We start from the raw sequence: 14,946 nt of genomic DNA, 5'->3' as shown, positions 1-14,946 counted from the left end.
AGGGGTTAATCCCGATAACAATGGAAGATGTGGAGAATGAGCAAAAAACCATGAAAACCTACGATTGGATTGTTGTTGGTGGGGGTATTACCGGAGCAGCACTCGCCTATGAACTTGCCCAAGCAGGGTTAAGGGTTATGTTGGTCGATTCAGACACAGCAATTCAAGGCGCGACTCGGTACAGTTATGGCGGTTTAGCCTATTGGTCAGGGAAATCCGACCTGACGAGAGTAATGTGTGCTGAGGGAATTGAACGCCACAGGCATTTATCAGCGGAATTAGACCATGATACCCAGTTCCGGGAATTGGATTTAGTCCTGACTATTTCCGCCAACCAAGACCCAGAAAAAATGGCAGCGGCTTATGCTGATTGTGCCATTCCACCCAAATTACTCTCAGTCGAGGAGGCTTGTGAGTTAGAACCCCTACTCAATCCTAATGCGATCGCGGGCGTTCTTACGGTTCGTCATGGTCATATTCATCCGGAACAGCTCACCCAAGGCTATCGCCAAGCCTTTTGTCGTGCTGGGGGTGAACAGCAGATAGCTCAAGTGGTGGAACTCCTGCGCCAAGGGGATAGAGTGCAGGGGGTGAAAACCTCCGATGATCAAACCTATCATGCTGCCAATACAGTTATTTGTGCCGGTGGATTCAGCCGCGCCTTGCTCAACGCCGCCGGGATTCAGGTGCGCGTATACTTCACCCATGCGGAAATGATTGAAACGCCAACGGTTGACCTGAACCTGCGAACATTAGTCATGCCCGCCTATACACAACGCTTTCCACTTGAAGCGCAAGCCAGCAGTGCGGAGGTAGAACCCTTTTGGGATCAACGGGGTTATGAACCTATGCCGCCGATTTTAGACGCTGGGGCGATTCAGTTTCTAGATGGCAGTTTACGGATGGGTCAAATTAGTCGTGTTCTGACTCAACCCTTCGCCGCTATAAACTCAGCCGCGAGTGAGTCTGGGATTCGTACTCAGGTAGGGAATGTCCTACCTGCTTTAGCTAAACTACCAGGAACTTGGCATCACTGTTTAGTGGCGTTTGGTGGTAATAATTTACCTGTAGTGGGAGCAATTGAGGGCGTAGAGGGTGTTTATATTTTCTCTGGATTTACCAACCCTCTGGTATATGTGCCACCGTTAGCCCAACGCTTTGCCCAATGGGTGATGGGGAAGGAGGATCAGATTATTGCTCAAATTTCACAGAATTTGTAAGGAACGGGGAACAGGGGGATGTAGAGACGTAGCATGCTACGTCTCTACGTCGGGGCGGGTTTAGATCTCTTGTGAGGGAAGAAACGATAGTCGTCAAAAGAAGCCCCTACACACTCGGACAGGGCGGGTTTGATGTTAGGTGATCATTAAATCGCGAAATGAAAGCCCATCTCGCCCATCTTCCCCATCTCCCCCATCTTCCCCATCTCCCCCATCTCCCCCATCTCCCCCTCACCTCACCACTTATTCAGCAGCCCCTATTTAATGACTAGCCGCTGTAGCTTTTTCTTGAGGTTTGGCTGAGCCTTGAGTCCCCAATTGGATTAACTCAATCTTATAGCCAGTCGGGTCTTGGACAAAAGCGATGACAGTGGAACCATGTTTCATTGGACCAGGTTCCCGCACGACTTTACCACCCCGTTCCTTGATTTGCTCACAGGTGCCGTAAATATCATCCACGCCAATCGCAATGTGACCATAGGCATCACCCAACTCGTATTGGTCAACACCCCAGTTGTAGGTGAGTTCTAACACAGTATGGTCAGACTCATCACCATAGCCGACAAACGCTAAGGTAAATTTCCCGCCGGGATAGTCTTTTTTCCGCAGTAACTTCATGCCTAGCACATCACAGTAGAATTTGAGAGACTCATCTAAGTCACCGACGCGCAGCATTGTATGTAGCATTCGCATAGCTGATTAAAGACTCCTTGCGTTTATTCATGTTTCTTTGCTTTTCATTCTATCGAGGCGGTGAGGCGGTGCAACAGGTGATTCCCTCACAAACCAATCCCCAACGGCGAATCTTTAAATCATCGGGGTCAATATGTTCAAGTCCAATATAATGCTCAATACCATCTGCTTCAGGGTTTTTGCTGCGTTCTTTACTGAGGCGAACCACATCACCAAACTTAACCTTTTGCCACCCAGACTTTAACGGCTTCTCCTCACCCATTAAGACACATCCCCTTCCACAAAATCCTCAATCATCAAAACCCGTAACTCAGAAACCCGTCGGAATTGGTCATCATTGGTTAACAACGTCTCACACCCGCTTCTAATTGCTGTCGCCACCTGCAAAGCATCCAGCAGTTTCAAGTTATATTTGACTCGTAACCTTGCAGATAAAAGACCAATTACCGTATCAATCTCTATCATTTGGATTTACTGACGACACATAAGAAAATCCACAAACTCTTGTTGCAACTTTTTATCTTGATTCTTCAAAGGATAGACCAAACATTCTGCCAACGTTACCGGAGAAATAGTTCCTTGTAACTCTCCGCTATCTAATTTCTTGATAACCCCTTCTACCCCATCAGCAAAAAGGGGATGATTCTCTACATAATAAACCACCGGAGCCGTATCAAGGAAAATGATCTTGACTCCTTGCAACGCCTCATCTAAGGTCACTCTGACTTCCTCCACACCTGCTCACGTTCGTCTGATTCACTCCGCATCTGACTAACCCATTCTTGAGCATCTTGACCTGCTAATAAATTGGGTGCAATCCCGCGAAACTCTTGTAAAGGTCGTCTACATTCTGTATTCTTGGTTTCAGCAATATATTGCAGCAAATGTTCATAATCTGCATCAATCCCTTGACCTTTATCAACCGTATCATCTTCCTGAACACGCTGTTCTAAATAATGTAAAACTTCAAGCCGTTCCTCCTTATTCAAACTGTCAATTTGGGTGAAAAAATCTTTTAATTGTGGACTCATACTTCCTCCAAAATACTTCAAATAAGCTAGGTTAAAACTAAGGTCACCAGGTAAACCCTTTGCAGCCCCAACTCCCCCTAATTTTACTGCTAAATCATAAGCAATTCCTGCCATTATCCTTGCACCAACCCATCTAACATCTCAACCACCTCATCCATTTGTCGCCAAAACTCCCGCCCAGACTCCTGCCAATCTGACCAGAGTTCCGGTAAACTACGGTTGTCTGTCTCCGTCCCATTTTCTAATACCCGACGCACATAAAGCGGAATTGACAAACTATAATCCTGCTGACGCACCTCCTCTACCGTCACCACCTTCGCAAAGCCTTCCTCATCGGTAAAATCCCGATAGGCTGCTAAAATCCGTTCCTGGTGTTCCGGCTTCAAAAGAGTTTGAGGGTACGATACTCTCCCCCCTTGCGCTTCACCTCCGCCAACGCCGACACCAACATTCCCCCCGTTCCGCAGGTGGGGTCATAGATACTCTCTCCCGACTGGGGTTCTAGCATTTGCACCATCCAGTGAAACACCGTGCGATTGGTGTAAAACTCCTGCGCCGTATGTCCACTATCATCAGCAAACTTCTTCACCAAATACTCATACGCATTCCCTAACTCATCCTCTGGGACATTCCCCAGGGAAAGTTATACAGTGGAAAAATGCTCTAACAAATCCTTAAGAATACTATCAGTCGTGTTTTCTAGGGGATAACTTTAGAGACTTATCTAGCCCAAGTACAGAGCTTAGTTTCAGAGGATTTTCAGGAACTAGCGGGTAAGCAAACCTGAAAACAACTACCGATACCGACTTGACTGGTGACAGTGATTCCCCCACCGTGCTGACGGATAATCGCTTGAGCAATCGCCAATCCTAAACCAGAGCCACCCTGAGCATAAGAGCGAGAGCTATCACCCCGCCACAACCGTTCAAAAACCTTATTCAAATCTTCAGAAGCAATCCCAATTCCCGTATCCGCCACCGTTACCTGAATCTCCCGATTAAGCGCAACCCCAATAATTTCTACTTTCCCTCCTGGCAAAGTGTACTGAAGCGCATTTTGAATCAAATTCGTAAAAGCTCGTATTAGTTTCGCTTCATCACCCACTAACTCCAAGTGATTCCTAGCTTCTAGCTTCAATTCAATTTCTTTAGCTTCTGCCTGGGGCTGATATAAGCGAACCAAATCCACCAGCAAAGCCGTCAGATCAATAGTTTGGTATTCAAAATCAGCAACTTGACCCGTTCGTGCTAACAGCAACAAATCCTCCGTGAGTTGAGACATTTGATTCGCTGCCGACGCGATCGCGCGAAACTTTTCTTCATCAGTAGCTCGCATACCTTGAGCATAAGTCAAAGCGACTTCAGCATTCGTGCTAACTGCCATGAGCGGACTGCGTAATTCGTGGGAGGCATCGGCAGTAAACTGTTTTAAGCGCTCATAGCTTTCCTCAATGGGCTGCATCACCTGACGGTTGAGCCAGCTTCCTCCAATAGCATAGAGAAGCAACCCAACGAACGCCCCAAATCCAAACCCCCAATCGAGTTCGTTGATAGTTTCGTTTAACTCTTCGAGAGATTGGCTAACTCGAATATAGCCAATCAACTGTTCATCCTCATTATCAAAAACAGGTAAAGTAACCGCTTGCACTGACCGAGCTTGGGTTTGAACCTGTACCGTTAAGGTAGGGCTAAAGCGTAGAGTTCTCATCGGCTCACCTCGCTGTTCAAGCAAACGCCCCTGAACGTCAAACACCTGTAAGGTTTGGTCTTGCTCCTCTAATGCTCCCTCTGAGAAGTTTGTTTCTAGCTCAATCTCTCCGTCCTCTAATTCCGCCCCGGCTGCTGCTCCTAGTCCCAAAGTCACCAATTGATTGGTCAGTTGTTGCCTCAAGTTGCGGACAAAAACGAATCTGACAGCAACAGCAAACCCCGTCAGGACGATGGCAAACACCAGTAGGTTAGATAAAAGCAGCCGAATTCTAATTTGTTTGAAGTTAGACAACTGATAAAAACTTCTCCTTCATTTCTGTTGAGTTTTTTGGAATGCTGGTTGACTGACCAAAAATCTTCGCGTAGGTTGGATTGAGGTAACGTAGGCGAAGCCTTCTCGTAGAGTAATTCAATACCAGCAAGCGTTTCGTTGGGTTACGCGATCACTAACCCATCCTACGATAGAACCAAGCTTTCAAAAGTTTTGTCAGTGAACCAGTTCGGAAGGTTTGAGTACATGGATTCAAAAAACAAAAACTCTCAAGCTGAACCTAAACGATAACCAATCCCATAAACCGTTTCAATCTCAGAGCCTGAACCTCCAGCCTCTTTAATTTTACGTCGCAGGTTAGTAATATGGGTCTTTACTGTTCCTTCCATTGAGGAGTTCTCGAACTCCCAGAGTTGCTCAAGAATCACCGATCGCGTGAGCACTTGTCGGGGGTGGCGTAAAAAATATTCTAAAATTAGGTACTCTTTCGGGGTTAGGGATAATAGATTGTCTCCATAGGTGACTTCTGCGGTACTCGGATCAAGCTTTAAGTCACCATAGCTCAAAATCACAGGCTTCGTTTCAGAACTTCGACGAGCCAAGGCTCTAATTCGGGCAGCTAATTCCTGAAGTTTAAAAGGTTTCACTAAATAGTCATCTGCCCCCGCATCTAACCCCATGACTTTATCGCTGGTCGTATCTTTAGCAGTCAGCATCAAAATCAACGCTGGAGATTGAGCTGCCCGTAGCTTTTTGCAGAGGCTAATGCCATCTAATCTCGGTAACATCAAATCTAACAAAATTAGGTCATATTCCGTCGCCTGGGCATATTCCCATCCCTCAACGCCATCCTGAGCAATTTCCACAACGTGGTGTTGATGTCGTAAGTCTTCTGCCAGAGGTTTAGCAATGCGATCATCATCTTCCACTAATAAAATTTTCATTCTCAGAGTATAGTTCTTTTCTTCGCTGTCTCTACTTTTTTGTGCTTAACCTTAAGCTCATTATCTTGATTCTAAAAGCATCTTATCGAGTTCTTGACATTTTCTTTTTACCTTAGAGTTATCCAACGAATAGGAGACTGACAATCATGAAAAATTCAATCAAAATCGCCCTCGCTACTACCTTAACAGCGGTAATCGGAGCAGGCGGAATCGCTGCGGTGGCTTTCGCCCAAAATCTCGAAAATCAACAAGAAACTGAACGCTTACAATCTTTAGCCAAAATTACCCTCGAAGAAGCCCAGCAAGCTGCTGAATCTGCGGTAGGAGGAACGGCGAACAGCGTTGAGCTAGAAACTGAAGACGGTAGCTTAGTGTACGAAGTTGAAATCGGTCAGACCGAAGTATATATTGATGCAGGTAACGGAACTGTCCTTTATACCGAAAACGAAGACGATGAGGATGAAATCTCTGAAGCTTCTCGACCCCAAGGGAGCATCCAAGTCCCTGATTCCGACGATGACTAAACCAACCCTAACCTGAGTGCAAAGCTGAAGTCAATCATGTTGAACCCCCACCCAAACTCCCAGGGAATCCAGAAACGTGCTGATAAGAATCTAGGGATTACCGCCCTATTGACCCTATTTGTCCCGTTTGGCGGTTACATTTACACACTCCGTTACACGGCTGCGGTTCTTACCTTCTTAGCAACGATGTTTCTCTTTTCAGCAGAGGAGATGGAGATAGTAGATGATGATGTCCTTAGTCCTCTCTATGGCTTATTTGCCGTTAGTGCTGCGGTAGAAAACTCTTTATCAGTCCGCAAAGCCAGAGAACTAACCCGAAAACCAGGATTAACGCCTTTGTCAACTGCGCCTATCTCCTTTCCCCAGGCTCAAGTCCAAATTATTAAAGTTGGCAAGCAACAAGGGGAGATGACCGTTACTGATTTTGTCGTCGCCACTGAGTTACCACCCGCTCAAGTCAAAGAAACCCTGATGGAGTTAGAACACTCAGATTTAGTACGCTCCCATAATCGTGAGTCTGATGGTGTAGTGGTTTACCAAGTTATTTGAGTGCCGTTAAGATTCCGATTCGGCTTTCAACCATTGTTTTAAAGAGCTTTTAAAAGAGCGTCGGGCTTGCCAAAGTTCCGAACTGGAGATACAAGCAGCTAACCACACAAACCCCGCTGCGTAACCAGCGATTATGTCAGTGGGGTAGTGGACTCCTAAGTATAAGCGACTAAAACCAATCGCGAGAACCAAGGGAACGAGAAGAAGCCAAAGTACCCCTCGCCATTTCGGAAAGTTAATCGCCAAGATATAAGCAATCATGCTATAGATCACTAGAGAAATCATGGCGTTACCACTCGGAAAACTATAAAATTGCACATCCACAATTTGCTCCCATAGTTGAGGACGATCCCGTGCAAATATCTTTTTTAGCAACACATTCAGTCCCGATGCACCAAAGGCAGCAATAACAAAAACTGTTGCTTCTGAGCGTTTTTTTAAGTAGATCAAAGCCGAAGTGGTGACAATGATTAAGCCAGCTAGAACACTGGTATTCCCTAGAAATGTCACCCCAACCATAATTTGATCGAGTAAAGGCGTATGCCACTCTTGGAGAGTAAGAAGAATTTGCTGGTCGAAAGCGAAACTTTCTTGATCTAAAATATCTTCAGAAATTTCTGCAAAACCCCACAACGCCAGCCCTGCTAAGACAAAGCCTAAAAACCTGATGGTTAAAAGTACAGGCAGTAAATATTTGGGGACGGAACGAAAAAGAAGCAGTGATATTTTCTTAAACAGATCGTGCATGATTTGACTTAGAGTTAACTATACCCGGCTTAATCTGAATCAATTCGAGAACTTTTGGACTGATTCAGATTAAGCTCAAAGAGCGAGTCCGCAAAAAGGAGAATCTTATCTTCCCTAATTTGACCCAGCTCAAGGGGGTTCCAAACAAAGATAAATGACCGAGAAAAAAACATCCTCTATCAATCAGTTGATTTCTAGTCTTGAAACTGAACTACTGCCTGAGCTTCATCTAGAAAGCCTCAATCCCCACGACCCAGTAGTGGTAGTTCATCTGCCTAACCCCTGGCAACTTTTGGGAACAGGAAACTACGCTGCCGTAGTGTATCACCAAGACCATCCCGACTTCGTAGTTAAAATCTATGCCCCTGGACGACCTGGCTTTGAAGAAGAAGTAGAGGTTTACCGTCGCTTAGGCTCTCATCCCGCCTTTTCCGAGTGTCTGTATGCCCAAGATGGGGCGTTAGTCTTAAAGCGATTGCAGGGAATTACCCTCTACGACTCCATCTTTCTAAGGAAAAGGGGGGATTAGCAATAACTAAATCAAAGGTCGCTAGTTTTCCTGTCCCCGCATCGGTGAACTTAGGGTCGCGTAAAGTATCGCCCTGCTCAATGGTAAAGTCTTCGATGCCATGTAGCAGCAGATTCATCTTTGCGGTGGCTGCGGTGGTAATATTCTTCTCTTGACCATAGAGTTTTCCGAAGAGCGATCGCGGATCTCCTTCCTTACGTTTAATATAATCAATCACCGCCAACAGCATTCCTCCTGTCCCGCAAGCGGGGTCATATACCGTTTCCCCTTCCTGGGGGTCTAACATCGCCACCATCAGCCGTACTACACTACGCGGGGTGTAAAATTCTCCAGCTTTCTTCTTGGTGGTATCCGCAAAATTCTTAATCAGGTACTCGTAAGCATCCCCCAAAATATCGCTTTCAATGCGACTCGGACGCAGAGACAATTGAGAAAAATGCTCAAGCAAATCTTTCAGGAGGGCATCGGGTAAACGGTCTTTGTTTGTCCATTCCGTATCCCCAAACACACCCCAGAGATGGTCATAGTTGGCAGACTGAATCGCGTAGAGGGCATTCTTGAGCGCTCGTCCCACATTCGTCGGCACCTCTCGCACATTCTGCCAATGGCTACCCGGCGGAATCTTAAAACGGTGTTCATGGAAAGAGAATGACGAAGTAGGACTCCCATTATAAAATTAGCACCGTAGGTGGATGAGTTAACGATCCTTTTATCCATAGAGCCAAGGATAAGTGGTGACGTATGACCTTATGTTAAGAATCAGAAGGGATTGACCTGAAACCATGACCAAAATCAGGCATGATTAGGGCAGCCCCGTTAAAAGCTGGAGGAACCTATGCCATCGGCTCCGCTATTTAGCGATCGCACTCATGCCGGTGAGGAGCTAGCTCAAGCGCTGCTTACCCAGATTGCTGCACTGGAAATGACGACGGGTGAGACTGTATCACCAATGGTGTATGCACTTCCCCGTGGCGGTATTCCTGTCGCCGTACCAATTGCTCGTCAGTTAAATTCTCCTCTGGATATCGTGGTGGCTAAAAAAATTACCACGCCCCAAAATCCGGAATTAGCCATTGGTGCTGTCACCTCAGACGGACAAGTTTTGTGGGCGCAACAACGATTATGGGGACGACTGAAGGAGACCCTGCGACAAACCGCCCTGCGTCATGCTCAAGATAAAGCTCAAGCTCAACTTGCTGAATTTGCCCCAGGTTGTCCTCAGGTTAACCCCCAAGGAAAATTAGCCATTTTGGTTGATGATGGAATTGCTACGGGGATGACCATAATCGCGGCGACTCAAACGTTGAAAGAGTATCATCCTCACCAGATCTGGATTTGTACACCCGTCGCACCAGGCGGACTGATCAAGAGGCTCGGTCGTTTTTGCGATCGCTTGGTTATCCTGGAAACACCGGATAATTTTCTCAGTGTCAGCCGTTTCTATGAGGAATTTCCTCAGGTCAACACGGATGAGGCACTGGCTTATTTGCAAGAGTACAATCATCTTCCTTACCAACAGTAGCCCAATTCCTTCTCTTAATCAATAGTTCTAGCTAATGAGTTTTTTCACGAGACATTTACAATTCTGTTGGCGCACCTTGGTGCTTTCCACGCAGCAAAATCCACCGGAGTCTATCGAACATTTGATGGTATTGTTAACCCTGGCTTTGGGCTTAAATTGGGTCTTTCAACCGGACTGGCAATACCTTGTCCTCAGTTCTAGCTTTGCGATTGGTGCAGCCGCATCCATGTGGGTTAGGGAAGCATTTGTCCCGTCACCACGTCCCCGTTTGGTTATGGTTGTCGCGATTACTGTCTTGCTTCTCTATAGCGTCTATGCCTTTGCCAATGTTGCTTATGACGTAGCGATTAGTTAAGACGGCGGCTGGTGTAAAATTAAACGATTGCCGTTGGGGTCGTAAGCGTAGATTTCCCGCCCATGGGACGCGACGATGATTTCGCCCGGTGGCGGATATCCCATGTTACTCAACTGTGCGATCGCGGCGTCTAAGTCATCAACGTCTAAACACAAACTCAACCCACTTTGCTCAGACTGCTCAAATTCCTGTCGATGATTATCCCTGGGCTTAAATAATCCGAGTCGCAATCCAGGTAGCTGAAACTCAGCATAGGTATTGGGACTATGGCAATGGGGAGATTCAGCCAGTAATTGACTATAAAATTCAACCAGTGGCTCGATATTCGTAGCCGCAATGGTAACCCAAGCCCTATGCAAGTGAAATTTCATCCCTATCACTAAGTACCTGACTATAAATTCTGTCGGGCGGAGTTAAGAATTGTAAAAATCCTCAATCCCTTGTCCTGTTCCCTATTCCCGCTTAAAAGCTCCCCATTCAAGAGAAATTGATCCCCCTCATTCCCTCTACCCCTACAATAGGATGAGTAAATCCGAAAAAACACCAAGCCTGAGTATGCCCAAAACCGTTGCCGAAGTCATGAGCCGTGACCCGATCGCGGTTACTCCCCAAACGCCCATCAGAGAGGCGATGAAAATTCTTGCCGAACGCCGTATCAGTGGTTTGCTGGTGGTCAATGATGCCGGCAAATTGGTGGGCATTATTTCAGAAACAGATTTGTTGTGGCAACAGACAGGAGTCGAACCCCCAGTTTACATCGTATTTCTAGACAGTGTGATTTATCTAGAAAACCCAGCCCGGTATGAAGAAGAACTACACAAGGCTCTAGGGCAAACCGTTGGCGAAGTTATGACCCACGCACCCGTAGTTGTCAAGCCCGATCAACCCTTACGCAAAGCCGCGAAACTGATGCAGGACAAATCCCTACGCCGTTTAGCGGTGACTGACAACCAAGGAAAAGTGATTGGTGTCCTCACGGCGGGAGATATTGTACGGGCAATGATTGCTGAACTCGAAGAGTCATAATCTAATCAACCCACCGTCAATTTTAATTTTGTCCGATTACTGATTACTTAATACGTTACAATGACTGTTTCTCGTGAGTCTGTTCAACAGTTGCTGAGTTCCGAGGACTTTGGCAACCGCCTGAGTGGGGTAAATCTACTACGCCAGCTAGAACCATCGGTAGCTTATGAATTAATCCAGCCGATTGTGACTGACGCCAATGCTCGGGTTCGGTACGCCGCTGTTAGCCAGCTTGATACCCTTGGGGATCAGGATTTATCACGCACCTTAACCCTGTTGCGCGATCGCCTCTTGAACGACTCAGAACCCGATGTCCAAGCCGCCGCCGCTGACGCTTTGGGTGCCCTGAAGATGACCGAGGCGTTTGAGGAGATGAAACAGTTATACCACCAATCATCGGAATGGTTATTACAGTTTAGTATTGTTGCCGCATTAGGCGAACTAGGCGACTCCCGTGCTTTTCCCCTCTTAGAAGAAGCACTCTCCTCCGAAACCAGCTTGATTCAAACCGCCGCGATTAGTTCATTAGGAGAACTGGGTGATCCCCGTGCTGTGCCATTATTAGTTCCCTTTGCCACCGACTCTGACTGGCAAGTGCGTTACCGAGTCGCCCAGGCGCTCAAGCCCTTCGATACTTCAGAGGCTCGATCCGCCTTAGAAGCGTTAGCCAATGACTCGGTTGAGCAAGTGGCTCAGGAAGCCAAACGAAATTTATGATAGGTGGACACAATTAAAGTTAAAGGTGGAGATCGTCATACTCGCTCCCTTGAGAAGCAAGCTACGTCATTCGTCATACTTCGGGGTTCATCATTCAACAACTTTCACGAGTCCACGATGCACCCCATAGATCAGGCGCATTAAGATAGCTTCATCATTACTTGTGAAAGAATTATCCCAAGGCGCTGTTATCAATTCACGCCAGTCAGACAAACTGATCTGACCCTTACACATGATGTCAGCAAATAGTGGTGCCAAACAGCATCGGCTCAAGGTTTGTTCGTCTAGAGGAGCTTGTTCAGTCGCATTCATAGCTGTTGGGTTGACTTTCAATGATCACATCAATTGTATTGTACTCATGATGAGTCGTCCGGCGATCGCGTCACCAACACCCAAAATTGGGCTGGCTGGAAAACTCGCAAAACCCTTAAAAATAAGGGTTTCCAGAACAATTAAAGGTTTATAAAATACCCAGAATAAGCCTTGATACGATAAAAATGAATGCCGTTTTTGAATTTATGAAAACTGTTCCCTCTTCCCTGTGAAGAATTTCCTAACCTCACCATAAGAGTTATCACCATAAGAGTTATTCAGCAACTCTTAATTCTGTGTTAATGGAGCTAAGCGGACTCGAACCGCTGACCCCCTCAATGCCATTGAGGTGCTCTACCAGCTGAGCTATAGCCCCGTGCAGCATCTTCCATCATGCCTTGATTCTGTCCTTTCGTCAAGTCTGATTAAATTATTGCCTGGTGAGAAATTATTGAGTTATAAAACCCAAGCCTGACTAAAACGAACCCGAAACCGCCGCAATCCGACTCAAGTAGCCCAAATAGCTGTCCATCAAGAAATACACGACTAACATGGCAGCCGCAGACATCGCCACTAAAGTGCCAGCCAGCATAAAAGAAAACTCTCGTGTGTCAAACGCCTGTTGCATTAAGTGCAGTGACCAAGCAACTAGAGCAATATCGAATATTAAAATAGCAATCAACATAATTTAAGAAATGTAACATCTAGTCTATTCTAGCAGTGGTCTATGTAGCTGCAAACGATCCAATTGTGTGATATTAGTCACAAAAGTTTACGGCAGCTCGGCAAGGATTTGAGAACCCTCATGACATCCGGACGGGAACCTGATGATCCTGCAAATAGTGCTTAATTTCCGATACGCTAAGTTGCCCGTAATGCAGTAGAGAGGCTAAGAGGGCGGCTTCGGCTTTCCCCTCACTCAGGGCTTGATAAATGTGATCACAGGTTCCCGCACCCCCTGAGGCAATCACCGGAATTTCCACCTGGTCGGCAATGGTGCGGGTTAGCTCTAAGTCATACCCAGCTTGAGTTCCATCCGCATCCATACTGGTCACCAGTAATTCTCCCGCACCGCGTCGTTCGACTTCTTTTGCCCAGGCGATCGCATCCAGTCCGGTATTTTCTCGTCCGCCGCGCACGAAAACATCCCAACCCGGATGGCTGGGATCTACACGGCGACGGGCATCTATCGCCACCACAATACATTGATTGCCAAAGCGATCGCTGGCTTGATTGATAAAATCTGGATTACGGACAGCCGCCGAATTAATACTGACTTTATCGGCACCCGCCCTTAACAATAACTTAACAGTCTCTAAGGATTGGATACCGCCGCCAACGGTTAAGGGAATAAACACCTGTTCTGCGGTACGGTAGACAACATCGATAATAATATCCCGGTCTTCATGAGTGGCAGTGATATCCAAAAACACCAGTTCATCGGCACCGGCTTGATTGTAAGCTTGTGCCAATTCCACCGGATCACCCGCATCTTGCAAATTTACAAAGTTGATACCCTTGACTACCCGCCCCGCCTTTACATCCAGGCACGGTAAGATTCGTTTAGCTAGCATGTCAGATGTCTTACGCTGTGTGATGGGAGAATACTGAGTTCCTTAACTAATCTAAACCTTTTGCGCCTGAGTGTCTTGGTCGCCGACGAAATGATAGGCTGAAATCATGGCTATAACCTCCTTTCGACAATCTCAAGAACCCGACCCACAACCCCAATCCCGTCAGAAAAAAAAGGGTCGCCGTAAGAAACGTCAGCAGGATCTGGAAACAGACTTGTTACTGGCGACAGCGACAGCCGAGGAAACGGAGAACCAAGAGGAAGGGATTCGTCCCCATCGGTTAGCCGACTATATTGGGCAAAAAGAACTCAAAGATGTTTTAGAAATCGCGATCGCGGCGGCGAAGGCGCGAAATGAGGCTTTAGATCATTTGCTCTTGTATGGACCGCCAGGATTGGGGAAAACCACGATGTCGCTAATTTTGGCGACGGAGATGGGGACGAATTGTAAAATTACAGCGGCTCCGGCTTTGGAACGACCTCGGGATATTGTGGGGATTTTAGTGAATCTGAAACCGGGGGATATTTTGTTTATCGATGAAATTCATCGCCTCACACGTATGAGTGAGGAACTGTTGTATCCGGCGATGGAGGATTATCGGTTAGATATTACGATTGGCAAAGGGCAATCAGCGCGAACTCGGAGTATTCCTTTACCTCAGTTTACCCTGGTGGGCGCGACGACACGGGTAGGATCACTCACCTCCCCGTTACGCGATCGCTTCGGGTTGATCCAGCGCTTACGATTCTACGAACCCGAGGAATTGAGTCTAATTGTGCAACGCACCGCCCAATTATTACAAACGCCGATGAGCGAAGAAGGGGCGATAGAAATTGCCCGTCGTTCGCGGGGAACTCCCCGCATCGCCAATCGTTTACTGAGGCGAGTGCGGGATTATGCTCAGGTGAAAAAGATGGGTGTGATTAACCCAGACGTCGCCGCCGAAGCCTTGGAAGTCTTTAATGTTGATCCGGCGGGTTTGGATTGGACGGATCGGCTAGTGTTAAGTGTGATGATTGAACAATTCCAGGGAGGACCCGTGGGTTTAGAAGCCGTAGCCGCCGCCACTGGAGAAGATGCTCAAACCATTGAGGAAGTGTATGAACCGTATTTATTACAGATTGGTTACTTACATCGAACCCCTCGCGGGCGGGTTGCTACAGACGCGGCTCGTAAGCATCTAGGGTATTGGCAAGAATGATATCCTCAAATTATGCCATCTA

The 14,946-nt window shown here is 46.8% G+C and carries 20 protein-coding genes, 1 tRNA gene and 3 pseudogenes; 9 read left to right on the top strand and 15 right to left on the bottom strand.

What is annotated here, in order from left to right; all coding sequences use genetic code 11:
• Window positions 1–50: 50 nt before the first annotated feature.
• Window positions 51–1,220 (top strand): NAD(P)/FAD-dependent oxidoreductase, encoded by a 1,170-nt coding sequence (locus RIB93_RS03155; protein WP_446370206.1) that lies wholly within the window; start codon window positions 51–53, stop codon window positions 1,218–1,220.
• Window positions 1,221–1,481: 261 nt separating this feature from the next.
• Here the strand turns inward: RIB93_RS03155 and gloA are convergent, their stop codons facing one another.
• From gloA to RIB93_RS03110, 9 genes and pseudogenes are all read right to left on the bottom strand, one after another.
• On the bottom strand, window positions 1,482–1,913 hold the full coding sequence (gene gloA / locus RIB93_RS03150; protein ID WP_006098088.1) for a lactoylglutathione lyase: 432 nt from the start codon (window positions 1,911–1,913) through the stop codon (window positions 1,482–1,484).
• A 49-nt stretch (window positions 1,914–1,962) separates the two neighbouring features.
• Window positions 1,963–2,175, bottom strand: coding sequence for a hypothetical protein (locus RIB93_RS03145; protein WP_446370204.1), 213 nt, complete (start codon window positions 2,173–2,175; stop codon window positions 1,963–1,965).
• On the bottom strand, window positions 2,175–2,378 hold the full coding sequence (locus RIB93_RS03140; RefSeq protein WP_446370202.1) for a type II toxin-antitoxin system VapC family toxin: 204 nt from the start codon (window positions 2,376–2,378) through the stop codon (window positions 2,175–2,177). The genes RIB93_RS03145 and RIB93_RS03140 overlap by 1 nt, the downstream gene beginning before the upstream one ends.
• Before the next feature lie 6 nt (window positions 2,379–2,384).
• Entirely contained in the window at window positions 2,385–2,633 is a 249-nt protein-coding gene (locus RIB93_RS03135) for a type II toxin-antitoxin system VapC family toxin (RefSeq protein ID WP_446370200.1), read from the bottom strand.
• Complete coding sequence (locus RIB93_RS03130; protein WP_446370198.1) at window positions 2,630–2,944, bottom strand: hypothetical protein; 315 nt, start codon at window positions 2,942–2,944, stop codon at window positions 2,630–2,632. Before RIB93_RS03130 ends, RIB93_RS03135 begins: the two co-directional genes overlap by 4 nt.
• A 113-nt stretch (window positions 2,945–3,057) precedes the next feature.
• Window positions 3,058–3,330, bottom strand: coding sequence for an N-6 DNA methylase (locus tag RIB93_RS03125; RefSeq protein ID WP_446370196.1), 273 nt, complete (start codon window positions 3,328–3,330; stop codon window positions 3,058–3,060).
• A pseudogene (locus RIB93_RS03120) lies at window positions 3,330–3,632 on the bottom strand (HsdM family class I SAM-dependent methyltransferase); the annotation flags it as partial. The pseudogene RIB93_RS03120 and the gene RIB93_RS03125, both read right to left, overlap by 1 nt.
• 71 nt (window positions 3,633–3,703) lie before the next feature.
• On the bottom strand, window positions 3,704–4,945 hold the full coding sequence (locus tag RIB93_RS03115) for a sensor histidine kinase (RefSeq protein ID WP_446370194.1): 1,242 nt from the start codon (window positions 4,943–4,945) through the stop codon (window positions 3,704–3,706).
• A 248-nt stretch (window positions 4,946–5,193) separates the two neighbouring features.
• The gene (locus RIB93_RS03110; RefSeq protein ID WP_446370192.1) at window positions 5,194–5,868 is read right to left on the bottom strand and encodes a response regulator transcription factor; all 675 of its coding nucleotides are present in this window, start codon (window positions 5,866–5,868) and stop codon (window positions 5,194–5,196) included.
• 146 nt (window positions 5,869–6,014) lie between these two features.
• Between RIB93_RS03110 and RIB93_RS03105 the strand changes: the two genes are divergently transcribed.
• Together RIB93_RS03105 and RIB93_RS03100 are read left to right on the top strand one after the other, a co-directional pair.
• Window positions 6,015–6,392 (top strand): PepSY domain-containing protein, encoded by a 378-nt coding sequence (locus RIB93_RS03105; RefSeq protein ID WP_446370189.1) that lies wholly within the window; start codon window positions 6,015–6,017, stop codon window positions 6,390–6,392.
• Window positions 6,393–6,428: 36 nt separating this feature from the next.
• Window positions 6,429–6,941, top strand: a complete 513-nt coding sequence (locus tag RIB93_RS03100) for a hypothetical protein (protein ID WP_446370187.1) — start codon at window positions 6,429–6,431, stop codon at window positions 6,939–6,941.
• Between the two features lie 6 nt (window positions 6,942–6,947).
• Here the strand turns inward: RIB93_RS03100 and RIB93_RS03095 are convergent, their stop codons facing one another.
• Window positions 6,948–7,688 (bottom strand): phosphatase PAP2 family protein, encoded by a 741-nt coding sequence (locus RIB93_RS03095; RefSeq protein WP_446370185.1) that lies wholly within the window; start codon window positions 7,686–7,688, stop codon window positions 6,948–6,950.
• 154 nt (window positions 7,689–7,842) lie between these two features.
• On the opposite strand from RIB93_RS03095, the pseudogene RIB93_RS03090 reads away from it, so the two are divergent.
• Window positions 7,843–8,193: pseudogene (locus RIB93_RS03090) on the top strand (serine/threonine protein kinase); the annotation flags it as partial.
• On the opposite strand, the pseudogene RIB93_RS03085 reads toward RIB93_RS03090, so the two are convergent.
• A pseudogene (locus RIB93_RS03085) lies at window positions 8,189–8,851 on the bottom strand (HsdM family class I SAM-dependent methyltransferase); the annotation flags it as partial. The pseudogenes RIB93_RS03090 and RIB93_RS03085 overlap by 5 nt on opposite strands.
• A gap of 201 nt (window positions 8,852–9,052) precedes the next feature.
• Between RIB93_RS03085 and RIB93_RS03080 the strand changes: the two are divergent.
• Together RIB93_RS03080 and RIB93_RS03075 are read left to right on the top strand one after the other, a co-directional pair.
• A complete protein-coding gene (locus RIB93_RS03080) occupies window positions 9,053–9,739 on the top strand; it encodes a phosphoribosyltransferase (RefSeq protein ID WP_446370183.1) in 687 nt (228 codons plus the stop codon).
• 34 nt (window positions 9,740–9,773) lie between these two features.
• On the top strand, window positions 9,774–10,094 hold the full coding sequence (locus RIB93_RS03075; RefSeq protein WP_446370181.1) for a hypothetical protein: 321 nt from the start codon (window positions 9,774–9,776) through the stop codon (window positions 10,092–10,094).
• On the opposite strand, the gene RIB93_RS03070 is transcribed toward RIB93_RS03075, so the two are convergent.
• The gene (locus RIB93_RS03070) at window positions 10,091–10,465 is read right to left on the bottom strand and encodes a VOC family protein (RefSeq protein WP_446370179.1); all 375 of its coding nucleotides are present in this window, start codon (window positions 10,463–10,465) and stop codon (window positions 10,091–10,093) included. The two genes, RIB93_RS03075 and RIB93_RS03070, sit on opposite strands and share 4 nt — an antisense overlap.
• Before the next feature lie 184 nt (window positions 10,466–10,649).
• On the opposite strand from RIB93_RS03070, the gene RIB93_RS03065 reads away from it, so the two are divergent.
• The gene (locus tag RIB93_RS03065; RefSeq protein ID WP_446370344.1) at window positions 10,650–11,120 is read left to right on the top strand and encodes a CBS domain-containing protein; all 471 of its coding nucleotides are present in this window, start codon (window positions 10,650–10,652) and stop codon (window positions 11,118–11,120) included.
• Between the two features lie 60 nt (window positions 11,121–11,180).
• On the top strand, window positions 11,181–11,837 hold the full coding sequence (nblB, locus tag RIB93_RS03060; RefSeq protein ID WP_446370177.1) for a phycobilisome degradation protein NblB: 657 nt from the start codon (window positions 11,181–11,183) through the stop codon (window positions 11,835–11,837).
• Window positions 11,838–12,452: 615 nt separating this feature from the next.
• Here the strand turns inward: nblB and RIB93_RS03055 are convergent.
• The 3 genes from RIB93_RS03055 to hisF all read right to left on the bottom strand — a co-directional run bounded on the left by RIB93_RS03055 (window position 12,453) and on the right by hisF (window position 13,723).
• Window positions 12,453–12,525: transfer RNA gene (locus RIB93_RS03055), tRNA-Ala, on the bottom strand.
• A gap of 99 nt (window positions 12,526–12,624) precedes the next feature.
• Entirely contained in the window at window positions 12,625–12,834 is a 210-nt protein-coding gene (locus RIB93_RS03050) for a hypothetical protein (protein ID WP_006098571.1), read from the bottom strand.
• Between the two features lie 118 nt (window positions 12,835–12,952).
• A complete protein-coding gene (gene hisF, locus RIB93_RS03045) occupies window positions 12,953–13,723 on the bottom strand; it encodes an imidazole glycerol phosphate synthase subunit HisF (protein ID WP_446370175.1) in 771 nt (256 codons plus the stop codon).
• 106 nt (window positions 13,724–13,829) lie between these two features.
• Between hisF and ruvB the strand changes: the two genes are divergently transcribed.
• On the top strand, window positions 13,830–14,924 hold the full coding sequence (ruvB, locus tag RIB93_RS03040) for a Holliday junction branch migration DNA helicase RuvB (RefSeq protein WP_446370173.1): 1,095 nt from the start codon (window positions 13,830–13,832) through the stop codon (window positions 14,922–14,924).
• The last annotated feature ends 22 nt before the right edge of the window (window positions 14,925–14,946 follow it).

The sequence above is a fragment of the Coleofasciculus sp. D1-CHI-01 genome (assembly GCF_040218875.1).
GTDB lineage: Bacteria > Cyanobacteriota > Cyanobacteriia > Cyanobacteriales > Coleofasciculaceae > Coleofasciculus.
Note: the sequence above shows the minus strand (reverse complement) of the source record. Positions and strands in the feature narration are given on the sequence as shown.